The organism is Pseudomonas sp. FP2300 (genome assembly GCF_030687595.1).
GTDB lineage: Bacteria > Pseudomonadota > Gammaproteobacteria > Pseudomonadales > Pseudomonadaceae > Aquipseudomonas > Aquipseudomonas bijieensis.
Genome location: NZ_CP117440.1, coordinates 695,366 through 706,990, shown reverse-complemented (window position 1 = coordinate 706,990; position 11,625 = coordinate 695,366). Strand labels below are relative to the sequence as shown.

The window sequence follows — 11,625 nt, the reverse complement described above, 5'->3', positions numbered from 1 at the left end:
GGTGCCGGCCGCAGCCGGCAGGAAAACTCAAGAAGCCAGCGGCAATACTTGCCAAAGCCCGTTCTGCTGAATCAATTGCCGGTCGCAGTCCGCTTCACGGGCGGCGGCCAATGGTTGCCCAGGCAAGGCCTGGACGACACGCTGACCCTCACTGCGCAACTGGCAGACTGCTTGCCAGAGTGCCGCATCCGTACTGTCAGGCATCCAGATACCGCCAGACGGTAGCTCGACTTCAGCACGCCCCAGGGTCACCAGGGTTTTCAAATCGGTAGAGAAACCGGTCGCCGGACGGGCACGACCGAAGTCGGCACCGATGTCGTCATAACGACCGCCCTGGGCAATGGACTGGCCCACGCCCGGGACGAACACGGCGAACACCACGCCGGTGTGGTAGTGATAACCGCGCAACTCACCCAGGTCGAAATACAGCGACAACTCGGGGAAGCGCACCGACAGACGCTCGGCAATCGCCAGCAAGTCGTCCAGCGCCGCCAATACAGGCGCCGGCGCACGAGCCAGGCGCTCACGGGCAGCGGTCAACACCTCACGTCCGCCACACAGATCCACCAGCGCCCGCAACATGTCCGACAGATCGGCCGGCAGGCCCTCGGTCAGGCTGATGACCTCGTCGATGGCCTTGCGTTGCAGGGCATCGAACAACTGTTGCTCCACTTCGCCGGACAAACCGGCCGCACGGGCAAGGCCGCGATAGATGCCGACATGCCCCAGGTCCATGTGGACATCCGGCACGTCAGCCAGTTGCAGCATGGCCAACATCAGGCTGATGACTTCTACGTCGCTGCTCGGGCTGGCGTCGCCATACAATTCGGCACCCAGCTGGATCGGGCTGCGCGAAGACGACAAGGCCCGCGGCTGGGCATGCAGCACACTGCCGGCGTAGCACAGGCGGCTCGGACCTTCACGGCGCAGGGTGTGGGCGTCGATGCGCGCCACTTGCGGCGTGATGTCGGCACGAAAGCCCATCTGCCGGCCCGACTGCGGGTCGATAACCTTGAAGGTGCGCAGGTCCAGGTCCTGGCCCGCGCCGGTGAGCAGGGATTCCAGGTACTCGATATGCGGGGTGACGACGAACTCGTAACCCCAACTCTGGAACAGATCCAACACCTGCCGACGCGCTACTTCGATACGCGCAGCTTCCGGTGGCAGTACTTCTTCGATGCCATCTGGCAGCAGCCAGCGGTCTACCGTTGCCATTACGCCATTCCCCTATGGTCCGGGCGGCCAGCCCTCGGGCAAGCCTTGAGTGAAGCAGAAAACACTTGGCCCACACGCAAAACACGCGCATGAGCGACGTGACGAATGGCCCGCAATCGGCCTCGCCCAGCGCTTTCCTCGAAAAACCTGTCGGATCGTTCAACCCGACGCCTGCAACCAAAACCGCAATCAAACGTGCAGACGCAAAAAAGCCGGGAATTTCCCGGCTGCCGCATCATACACACGTTTTCCCAAAGGATCACCCCGCCCGACGCTTTAGCCGCCGGGCGGAGTGTCTCAGGTCAACGTCGCATCAAGGCTTGGACTTTTCCAGGTAGTGGAAGAAGTCGCTGCTTGGGTCCAGGACCAGGACGTCGGATTTGTTCGCGAAGCTTTCACGGTAGGCACGCAGGCTACGGTAGAACGCGTAGAACTCCTGATCCTGCCCGTAGGCCTTGGCATAGATCGAAGCGGCCTGGGCATCACCATCACCACGGACCTCTTCCGATTCACGATAGGCTTCGGCCAGCAGCACACGGCGTTGACGATCGGCGTCGGCACGGATGCCTTCGGCCAGCTCGTTACCCTTGGCACGGTGCTCACGGGCTTCACGCTCACGCTCGGTGCTCATGCGCTCGAACACGCTGCGGTTCACTTCCTTCGGCAGGTCGATGGCCTTGACCCGGACATCGACCACTTCGATACCCAGCTCTTTTTCTGCCATCGAGTTCAGCGAACGGGTGATGTCGGCCATGAGCGCATCACGCTCACCGGACACCACTTCATGCAATGTGCGCTTACCGAACTGGTCACGCAGGCCCGACTCCAGGCGACGGGACAAGCGCTCGTCGGCGATCTGCTTCAAACCCGAGGTCGCGGTGTAGAAGCGCTCGGCATCCTTCACGCGCCACTTGGCATAGGCGTCGACCATCACGGCTTTCTTTTCCAGCGTCAGGAAGCGTTGCGTCGGCGCATCCAGCGTCATCAGACGCGCGTCGAACTTGCGCACCTTGTTGACGTACGGCACCTTCACATGCAGCCCCGGCTGGACATCAGCCTGGACCACGCGACCGAATTGCAGCAACACCGCACGCTCGGTCTGAGCCACGATGTAGAAGCAGTTCCAGGCAGCGATCGCCACGACGACACCGACAATAAGGGCGATCAGCGATTTATTGCTCATCAGCGACTCTCCCTGGTACGTGCTTGCTGTTGCTGCAGATCCGCCGCCGCACGAGCGTTGGCTTCATTGCTGGCGGCCGCCGAACTGGTCGCTGGCGTGCTGGTGTTGCGACCGCTCTCGACCATCTTGTCCAGTGGCAGGTACAGCAGATTGCTCTGGCCGTTCTTGTTGCCGGTCACGAGGACCTTGCTGGTGTTGCTGAAGACTTCCTGCATGGTGTCCAGGTACAGACGCTGGCGGGTCACTTCAGGGGCCTTGCGATACTCGGCCACCAACTTGGTGAAGCGATCAGCCTCACCCTTGGCGCGGGAGACCACTTCGTCACGGTAACCGTTGGCATCCTCGATGATGCGCTGGGCCTGGCCACGGGCTTCCGGCACGACGCCGTTGGCATAGGTTTCGGCCTGGTTGCGCGAACGCTGCTCGTCTTCACGGGCACGGATCACGTCATCGAAGGCTTCCTGGACCTCACGCGGTGCCGCTGCGCTCTGGACGTTGACCTGGGTCACGGTGATCCCGGTGCGATAGGTATCGAGGAACCGTTGCAGGCGTTCCTTGATTTCGCTGGCCATCAGTTCACGACCTTCAGTCAGCACCTGGTCCATGGCGGTGGAACCCACCACATGGCGCAGGGCGCTTTCGGTCGCGTGCTGCAGGCTGATTTCCGGCTGGTCGACGTTCAGCACGAAGTCCTGCAGGTTGGTGATCTTGTATTGCACGGTCAGCGGCACTTCGACGATGTTCTCGTCTTCGGTCAGCATCTGGCCCTGCTTGGTGTACGCCCGCTCACGCGTGACGTTTTCCATGTACTTCTGGTCGATCGGCGGGAAATAGATGTTCAGGCCCGGGCCAACCGTCTCGTAGTACTTGCCGAAGCGCAGCACCACGGCCTGCTCCTGCTCGTCCACGACATAGACCGCGCTGTACAGCCAGACAGCCGCCAGCACGACGAGGCCGATGCCGAGCAGGCCGAAACCGCCGCCCTTGCCCGGACGACCACCACCCTCGTCACCGCGTTTTTTACCACCACCGAACAAACCGTTCAGGCTTTCCTGCAGCTTTCGGAAGGCCTCGTCGAGATCCGGCGGCCCCTTGCGGTCGCCGTTGTTACGACGCTTGCCACCCCAAGGATCCTGATTATTCGAGTTGCCACCCGGCTCATTCCAAGCCATAGCGCTCTCCATCTGATAAAGCAAAGACGCACCCACGGCGCGCCGACCAATGCTACAGAATGCCTGACACAGCTTTCTCAGGCTTTTATTGCAAAGTGTGTTGCTCGATGAATTCCATCGGTTGCAGCCCTTCGCGGCTGACCAGCCGGTTGAGCTCCGACCGAGGCAGGCGAACAGCCAGCAGGCAGACGCCTTCGTCGTCGTGTTCTTCTTTTTGCACGGCCCCCAGCTCGAAAAACTGCGCACGCAGCCGGGCGAAACGTTGCGGCAATTTCAGGGTGCCTACAAACAGATCGTTGCCCAACAGCTCGGCCACGGCCTGCCTGAGCAGGTCCAGGCCGGTGCCATCGCGGGCCGACAGCCAGACCCTTTGCGGCTTGCCATCGGCATCGCGCTGGATCTGCGGCTCCACGCCTTCGAGCAAATCGAGTTTGTTGTATACCTCGAGGATCGGCAAGTCCTGGGCTCCGATCTCACCCAGCACCACCATCACCTGCTCGATCTGCAGCATCCGGTCCGGTTCGGCGGCATCGATCACGTGCAGCAGCAGGTCGGAGTTGCTCGACTCTTCGAGCGTAGCCCGGAAAGCCTCGACCAGCTTGTGCGGCAGGTGACGGATGAAGCCTACGGTGTCGGCCAGCACGATCGGCCCGAGGTCGTCCAGGTCGAGCCGGCGCAGGGTCGGGTCGAGCGTGGCGAACAACTGGTCGGCGGCGTAGACGTCGGATTGGGTGACGTTATTGAACAGGGTCGATTTGCCGGCGTTGGTATAGCCCACCAGTGAAACCGTCGGGATATCCGCGCGCTTGCGGCCACGTCGCGACTGCTCGCGCTGGCTGCGGACCTTTTCCAGCCGCCCCTTGATCTGGCGCAGGCGAACCCGCAACAGGCGCCGGTCGGTTTCCAGCTGGGTTTCACCCGGGCCGCGCAGACCGATACCGCCTTTCTGCCGCTCAAGGTGAGTCCAGCCGCGAACCAGCCGCGTACTCATGTGCTCAAGCTGGGCCAGTTCGACCTGGAGCTTGCCTTCATGGGTGCGGGCACGTTGGGCGAAGATATCGAGGATCAACCCCGTACGGTCGATCACGCGACACTCGAAGACACGTTCGAGGTTACGTTCCTGACTGGGCGTGAGGATGTGATTGAAAATCACCAGGTCGACCTGCTCGGCCTTGACCAGGTCGCGCAACTCCTCGACCTTGCCACTGCCGATCAGGAACTTGGCGGTTGGCCGATGACGCGGCACGTTGAAAAACGCGACGGTCTCGGCGCCGGCCGAAAGTGCCAATTCCTGAAACTCCTGCGGATCTTCGCGCGCCTCAGGGTCCTGTCCATCCAAGTGAACGAGAATGGCCCGTTCACCACCACCGTGGCGCTCAAAGAACAAAGGAGGCTCCTATCAGGCGTTACCCGGTTCAGCGTCACCGCCTTCGGATTCGGTTGCGCTAGGCAGACGAATTGGACGAACTGGCACGACTGTAGAGATCGCGTGCTTGTAGACCATCTGGCTGACGGTGTTTTTCAGAAGGATGACGAACTGGTCGAAAGACTCAATCGTGCCTTGCAGTTTGATCCCGTTGACCAGATAGATGGACACCCCAACTTTCTCTTTACGTAAAGTGTTCAAGTAAGGGTCTTGTAGCGAATGCCCTTTTGACATGTGCCGCACTCCTTTAAGGATCAATTATAAAAATCGGAATCAGATGGCTTGGGCCGTCACACCCCCAAGGATAGACGGCAATTGCAAGGACTCAGCTCAATATGGAGATGGTCCCAAGGTATTTCAAGGCGCGTGGCAGATTGTCGCAATCGAGACTGTCGAGCCAATGCAGGTCAGTCCAGCTGCGCAGCCAGGTGAACTGGCGTTTCGCCAATTGGCGCGTGGCAATGATCCCACGCTCCTGCATCTCGGCTGACGTCAGCTTGCCGTCCAGGTAATCCCAGACTTGTCGATAACCTACCGCACGTATAGACGGCAACCCGGGATGCAGGTCACTTCGCTCACGCAGGGCTACGACCTCGTCTATGAACCCCTGTTCCAACATTAATGTGAATCTTTGTTCAATTCGCCGATGCAGCACTTGCCGGTTCGCCGGAGCGATGGCCAGATTCGCGACAGTATAGGGCAATTGTTGCAGTCCCGAAGCGGCTGCTTCAGTACTTTGCGCAGATTGTCGTTGGCGCAGGGCCGTCATGCTCTGGCCGCTGACCCGATAAACCTCCAGGGCCCGACTGAGCCGCTGCGGGTCATTGGGGTGAATACGCGCCGCCGACTCCGGGTCGATGACCGCCAATTGCTCATGCAGGGCTTGCCAGCCAAGGCGCGCGGCTTCTTCTTCAATCTGCGCGCGCACCTCGGGATCGGCCGCCGGCATGTCCGCCAGCCCGTCGACCAAAGCCTTGTAATACAGCATCGTGCCGCCCACCAGCAGCGGGATCTTGCCTCGCGCGGTGATTTCGGCCATGGCCTGGAGCGCGTCACGGCGGAAGTCGGCCGCTGAATACGCCTCGGCCGGGTCCAGGATGTCGATCAGGCGGTGGGGAAATTCGGCCAGCAGTTCTTTTGACGGCTTGGCAGTGCCGATGTCCATGCCCCGGTAGACCAGGGCCGAATCGACGCTGATCAGCTCGCAGGGCAAAACCTTGGTCAACTCGATCGCCAGGTCGGTCTTGCCGGCGGCGGTCGGGCCCATCAGGAAAATCGCAGGAGGCAACTGGCTCATCAACGACCGCGCAGGAACAGTTTGTCCAGGTCGTCCAGGCCCAGTTGGGTCCAGGTCGGCCGGCCATGGTTGCATTGACCGCTACGCTCGGTGTTTTCCATGTCCCGCAGCAGGCCGTTCATTTCCGGCAGGGCCAGGCGCCGGTTGGCGCGGATCGCGCCGTGGCAGGCCATGGTGCCGAGCAGTTCGTTCAGGTGCGCCTGGATCCGGTCGCTGGTGCCGTATTCCATCAAGTCCGCCAGCACGTCGCTGACCAGGCGATTGGCCTCGGCCTGTTTCAACAACGCCGGAATCTGGCGGATCGCCAGGGTTTCCGGCCCCAGGCGCTGCAATTCGAAGCCCAGGCGCTGGAACCAGGCCACATGTTCCTCGGCACAATCGGCTTCGCGCTGGCTGACGGCCAGGGATTCGGGCACCAACAGCGGCTGGCCGCTCAAGCCTTCGCTGGCCATGGCGATTTTCAACCGCTCGTACATGATCCGTTCGTGGGCGGCGTGCATATCCACCAGGACCAGGCCCTGGGCGTTTTCCGAAAGGATATAGATGCCTTTGAGTTGTGCCAGGGCATAGCCCAGCGGCGGGATATCGCCCTGGCCGTCGGGCAATGCCACCGCACCGGGTTCAGGCAAGGGTTTGAAGAACTCGCGATAGGCTGCCTGAGCCTCGGCCGCCGGCACGTTGGATTGCGGGCGCGGGGTGTATTGATACTGATAGCCGCTGCCGGCACCGCTCCCGGCTGGGTTGTAGCTCGGTTGCGGCGGGGACTGTTCCAGCAGCGCGTTGGCCGCCAGGCGCATTTCGCCCTGCGGGCCGAACTCGCCCGCTTCCAGCCCCGTTGGCCGGACCATGCCAGCCACTGCCGCCGGAGCCGCCAATTGATCTTCCGGGCGCACATCGCCCAAGGCACGGTGCAAGGTGCCATAGAGGAAATCGTGGACCATGCGCCCGTCACGAAAGCGCACTTCGTGCTTGGTCGGGTGCACGTTGACGTCCACCACCGCCGGGTCGACTTCGAAAAACAGCACGAAGGTCGGATGCCGACCGTTGAACAGCACATCGCGATAAGCCTGGCGCACCGCGTGGGCCACCAGCTTGTCGCGCACAGCGCGACCGTTCACGTAGAAATACTGCAAGTCCGCCTGGCTGCGGGAAAACGTCGGCAACCCGACCCAACCCCACAGGTGCAGGCCATTGCGCTCCACCTCGATGGGCAATGCCTGCTCCAGGAAACCGGCACCGCACACCGCGCCGACACGGCGGGCACGGGCCGCATCATCATGGGCCTCGTGCAGGCTGAGAATGGTCTTGCCGTTGTGGCGCAAATGGAACGCCACGTCAAAACGCGCCAGGGCCAGGCGCTTGATGACTTCCTGCAAGTGATCGAATTCAGTCTTCTCGGCCTTGAGGAACTTGCGCCGGGCCGGAGTGTTGAAGAACAGGTCGCGCACTTCCACCGAGGTACCCACCGGATGGGCCGCGGGCTGGACGCGAGAGGCCATGTCCCGGCCCTCGGTCTCGACCTGCCAGGCCTGTTCGGCGTCACGGGTGCGGGAGGTGAGAGTCAGGCGCGACACCGAACTGATGGACGCCAGCGCCTCCCCCCGAAAGCCCAGGCTCATGACCCGCTCAAGGTCTTCCAGGTCGCGAATCTTGCTGGTGGCGTGACGCGCCAGGGCCAGCGGCAGGTCCTCGGAAGAAATACCGCCACCGTCATCGCGTACCCGCAGCAGCTTGACGCCGCCTTGCTCGACATCCACATCGATGCGCCTGGCCCCGGAGTCGAGGCTGTTTTCCAGCAACTCCTTGATGACCGACGCCGGCCGCTCGACCACTTCGCCGGCGGCGATCTGGTTCGCCAGCCGGGGGCTGAGCAGCTCGATGCGGGCGTTGCTGCCGATCACTTCGTCACTCATTGCTGAACCGCCACGTCATTGCCGGGAATGGTCAGGGTCTGGCCGATCTTGAGCTCGTCGCTCTTGAGGTTGTTGGCGCTGCGCAAGGTCGCAGGCGACACCTGGTAACGCACGGCGATCATCGCCAGGGTTTCGCCGGGGTTGACCCGATGGTCCCGCGGGCCCTGGGCAATCTTGCCGGAATCGCGCAGCCAGGCAATGTAGGTACCTGGCGGTGGATTCTGCTGGAAGAACTGCCGCACGCCACTGCTGATGGAACGGGCCAGGGCCTGCTGATGACTGGAGGACGACAGCTTGGACGCCTCGTTGGAGTTGGAGATGAAGCCGGTTTCCACCAGGATCGACGGGATGTCCGGCGACTTGAGCACCATGAACCCGGCCTGTTCGACGCGCTGCTTGTGCAGCGGCGTGACGCGACCGATGTTGCTCAGGACTTTCTGGCCGACGTTGAGGCTGGAGGTCAACGAGGCCGTCATCGACAAATCGAGCAATACACCGGCGAGCATCCGGTCCTTGTCATCGAGGCTGACGTTGCCGGCACCGCCGATCAGGTCGGAACGGTTTTCGCTGTCGGCCAGCCAACGGGCGGTCTCGGAGGTGGCGCCACGGTCGGACAGGGCAAACACCGAGGCCCCGAACGCAGCGGCCGAAGGCGCGGCGTCGGCGTGGATGGAGACGAACAGGTCGGCGCCCTTCTTGCGGGCGATTTCGGTACGCCCGCGCAGGGGAATGAAGTAGTCGCCGGTACGGGTCAGCTCGGCGCGGAAGCCTTTCATGCCATTGACCTGGCGCTGCAATTCGCGGGCAATGGACAGCACCACGTCCTTCTCACGCTGTCCGCGCGAGCCCGAGGCTCCAGGGTCTTCGCCACCGTGACCGGCATCGATCACCACGATGATGTCGCGCTTGCCGGCCGGGGCCGGTGGTAGCTTGAGCGCAGGCTCGGTAGGGGTCACCGGCACCGCTGGGACCGTGGCGACATTGGTCGGCGGCGGTGGAGGTGGCGCCGCATCGGCCGGGTTGTCGAACAGGTCCACCACCAGCCGGTTGCCGTATTGGGCGTTGGGGGCCAGGGTGAAGCTTTTCGGGGTCACGGCTTTTTTCAGGTCGATGACCACCCGCAGGTCGGTCGGCGTACGCTGGGCCGAGCGCATCGCGGTAATCGGCGTGTTGGCGGTCGCCACGTTCAATGGCGCGCCCAGGGTCGCACCATTGATGTCGATCACCAGGCGATCCGGGGCGGTCAGGGTGAATACGCTGTGCTGCACCGGGCCCGTCAGGTCAAACACCAGCCGTGTATTGTCCGGCGCCCGCCAGAGGCGAACGCTGTTGACCTTTGTCTCGGCCACAGCATCGACGGCCAGTGCCGTAAGCAACAGTCCTACGACAGCAACCACCGCGCGAAAGCGCATACCAAACCCCATCATCAATTAGTTTCCAATGCCAAAGCGGCACACCACGACTCGCCACGCGAGCCTTGCGGCATCAGTTTCAGCGAACGCCCGCCGTTCTGCGCGCCAATGGTAATGGTCAGGTCGGGCTTTGGCAAAAAGCCTGCACCCTTCTGGGGCCATTCGATCAGGCACAAGGCGTCATCTTCGAAATAATCGCGGATACCGAGGAATTCCAGCTCTTCAGGATCCACCAGTCGATACAGGTCGAAATGGAAGGCGCGAATGTCGCCGATCTCGTAGGGCTCGACCAGGGTGAACGTAGGGCTTTTGACGGAGCCGACGTGCCCGAGGCCGCGAATGATGCCACGGGACAAGGTAGTTTTCCCCGCGCCAAGGTCGCCTTCGAGAAAAATCAGGCCATGGCCGGCGGTGATCTGCGCGATGCGAGCACCAAATTGTGTCATGGCGTGTTCGTCGGCCACGTACAGGGTTACTTCAGACACGGTGAATGCTCCTCCAACAACTGACGAATGGTCGGGATCAGATCGGTCGCCGCCAACCCCCGCCCCGCACGACCGGCCTGGGCGCCAGCACTGGCATGCAGCCAGACCGCCAGGCTCGCGGCCTCGAAGCTCTCCATGCCCTGGGCGAGCAAGGCACCGACCACGCCGGCCAACACATCCCCCAGGCCCGCCGTGGCCATGGCCGGATGACCCTGGCTGCAAACCGCCAGGCGACCATCCGGGCTGGCAATCAGGCTGCCGGCGCCCTTGAGGATCACCGTGGTGGTGTATTTCTGACTCAATGCATGGGCCGCCGCCGGGCGATCGGCCTGCACCTGGGCTGTGGATATCCCCAGCAATCGCGCCGCCTCGCCCGGGTGTGGGGTGATCACACACTGCTCGGGCAAACCAACGTCACCGTTGCTCAGCAGGTTCAGCGCATCGGCATCCCACACTTGCGGCAGCGACGCATTGGCCGCCGCCGACAACAGGCTACGCCCCCAAGCGGCCTGGCCCAGGCCTGGCCCGACCACCAGCACACTGGCCTGTTGGAGCAAGCCCATCAATTGGTTCGCCGAATGGGTACCCTGCACCATGACTTCAGGTAAACGCGTCAGCGCAGCCGCTACATGCTCGCTGCGGGTCGCCATCGACACCATGCCCGCACCGCAGCGCAGGGCGCTTTCGGCACTCATCTGGATCGCACCGCCAAAACCCCGGTCGCCACCGATCAACAGCACGTGACCGAACTTGCCTTTGTGGGACGTGGCGGCGCGAGGTGTCAGACGTGGCAGATTATGGGGTGAAAGCAGTCGGGCACTGGCCGGTGTGGCTTCAACAATATCTGGGTCGGCGTGCAGATCATTGAATACCAGTTCACCGACCCGGTCCGCCGCTTCGCCGGTAAACAGGCCCAGTTTCAAGCCAATGAAGGTCACGGTCAGGTCAGCCGTCACCGCCGTGCCCAGCACCCGCCCGGTGTCGGCACACAACCCCGAGGGAATATCCACCGCCGCGACCGGCAGGCCGCTGACATTGATCGTATCGATGGCCTGCACATAAGGCTCGCGCACATCGCCACTCAGGCCCGTGCCCAGCAGTGCGTCCAGCAATACGCCACGCAACTCTGCCTCATCCGACCATGGCTCCATCGGCACGCCCACCGCCACGGCTTCGGCATGGGCATTGGCCGCGTCGCCCTGCAATCGCCGGGGCTCGCCCACCGTCAGCACCCGAACCGACCAGCCAGCGCGCCGGGCCAGGGTAGCGACCAGGTAGCCATCACCCGCATTGTTGCCATGCCCGGCCAGCACGGTCAGTTCGCGGGCGTCAGGCCAGCGCCGAACAATCGCTCGCCAGGTGGCGCGGGCAGCACGCTGCATCAATTCGAAACCGGCGGTGCCGGCCGCGATCAGTTGTGCGTCGAGGGCCCGGACCTGCGCAGCACTGTACAGCGCGTCGGGAAAATCATCTTTAGTGTGCGGCATGCGTCTTCGGGCTCCGATGTCTGGCAGAATTATAC

10 protein-coding genes are annotated in these 11,625 nt (G+C 62.8%); all 10 read right to left on the bottom strand.

All coding sequences use genetic code 11. The features are described 5' to 3' along the window. Positions 1-27: 27 nt before the first annotated feature. A complete protein-coding gene (locus tag PSH86_RS03005; protein WP_109752166.1) occupies positions 28-1,215 on the bottom strand; it encodes an ATP phosphoribosyltransferase regulatory subunit in 1,188 nt (395 codons plus the stop codon). A gap of 313 nt (positions 1,216-1,528) precedes the next feature. Beyond that, positions 1,529-2,398: a protease modulator HflC gene (hflC, locus tag PSH86_RS03000; protein WP_109752165.1), complete on the bottom strand. Its 870-nt coding sequence runs from the start codon at positions 2,396-2,398 to the stop codon at positions 1,529-1,531. Next, positions 2,398-3,570, bottom strand: coding sequence for an FtsH protease activity modulator HflK (gene hflK / locus PSH86_RS02995; RefSeq protein WP_109752164.1), 1,173 nt, complete (start codon positions 3,568-3,570; stop codon positions 2,398-2,400). Before hflK ends, hflC begins: the two co-directional genes overlap by 1 nt. Positions 3,571-3,655: 85 nt before the next feature. Continuing rightward, the gene (hflX, locus tag PSH86_RS02990; protein ID WP_109752163.1) at positions 3,656-4,957 is read right to left on the bottom strand and encodes a ribosome rescue GTPase HflX; all 1,302 of its coding nucleotides are present in this window, start codon (positions 4,955-4,957) and stop codon (positions 3,656-3,658) included. A gap of 12 nt (positions 4,958-4,969) precedes the next feature. After that, the gene (hfq, locus tag PSH86_RS02985; RefSeq protein ID WP_003186419.1) at positions 4,970-5,230 is read right to left on the bottom strand and encodes an RNA chaperone Hfq; all 261 of its coding nucleotides are present in this window, start codon (positions 5,228-5,230) and stop codon (positions 4,970-4,972) included. A gap of 91 nt (positions 5,231-5,321) precedes the next feature. Next, positions 5,322-6,293: a tRNA (adenosine(37)-N6)-dimethylallyltransferase MiaA gene (gene miaA, locus PSH86_RS02980; RefSeq protein ID WP_109752162.1), complete on the bottom strand. Its 972-nt coding sequence runs from the start codon at positions 6,291-6,293 to the stop codon at positions 5,322-5,324. Next, positions 6,293-8,206: a DNA mismatch repair endonuclease MutL gene (mutL, locus tag PSH86_RS02975; protein ID WP_116834041.1), complete on the bottom strand. Its 1,914-nt coding sequence runs from the start codon at positions 8,204-8,206 to the stop codon at positions 6,293-6,295. Before mutL ends, miaA begins: the two co-directional genes overlap by 1 nt. Next, complete coding sequence (locus PSH86_RS02970) at positions 8,203-9,633, bottom strand: N-acetylmuramoyl-L-alanine amidase (protein ID WP_109752160.1); 1,431 nt, start codon at positions 9,631-9,633, stop codon at positions 8,203-8,205. The genes mutL and PSH86_RS02970 overlap by 4 nt, the downstream gene beginning before the upstream one ends. Beyond that, positions 9,633-10,103 (bottom strand): tRNA (adenosine(37)-N6)-threonylcarbamoyltransferase complex ATPase subunit type 1 TsaE, encoded by a 471-nt coding sequence (gene tsaE, locus PSH86_RS02965; RefSeq protein ID WP_305487734.1) that lies wholly within the window; start codon positions 10,101-10,103, stop codon positions 9,633-9,635. The genes PSH86_RS02970 and tsaE overlap by 1 nt, the downstream gene beginning before the upstream one ends. Then, the gene (locus PSH86_RS02960) at positions 10,091-11,590 is read right to left on the bottom strand and encodes an NAD(P)H-hydrate dehydratase (protein WP_305487731.1); all 1,500 of its coding nucleotides are present in this window, start codon (positions 11,588-11,590) and stop codon (positions 10,091-10,093) included. The genes tsaE and PSH86_RS02960 overlap by 13 nt, the downstream gene beginning before the upstream one ends. Between the last annotated feature and the right edge of the window lie 35 nt (positions 11,591-11,625).

Excerpts from the sequence above, each read along its gene's own strand:
- hfq (WP_003186419.1), bottom strand. The coding sequence starts at position 5,230 with ATGTCAAAAGGGCATTCGCTACAAGACCCTTACTTGAACACTTTACGT.
- mutL (WP_116834041.1), bottom strand. The coding sequence starts at position 8,206 with ATGAGTGACGAAGTGATCGGCAGCAACGCCCGCATCGAGCTGCTCAGC.
- miaA (WP_109752162.1), bottom strand. The coding sequence starts at position 6,293 with ATGAGCCAGTTGCCTCCTGCGATTTTCCTGATGGGCCCGACCGCCGCC.
- hflK (WP_109752164.1), bottom strand. The coding sequence starts at position 3,570 with ATGGCTTGGAATGAGCCGGGTGGCAACTCGAATAATCAGGATCCTTGG.
- PSH86_RS02960 (WP_305487731.1), bottom strand. The coding sequence starts at position 11,590 with ATGCCGCACACTAAAGATGATTTTCCCGACGCGCTGTACAGTGCTGCG.
- hflC (WP_109752165.1), bottom strand. The coding sequence starts at position 2,398 with ATGAGCAATAAATCGCTGATCGCCCTTATTGTCGGTGTCGTCGTGGCG.
- PSH86_RS02970 (WP_109752160.1), bottom strand. The coding sequence starts at position 9,633 with ATGATGGGGTTTGGTATGCGCTTTCGCGCGGTGGTTGCTGTCGTAGGA.
- PSH86_RS03005 (WP_109752166.1), bottom strand. The coding sequence starts at position 1,215 with ATGGCAACGGTAGACCGCTGGCTGCTGCCAGATGGCATCGAAGAAGTA.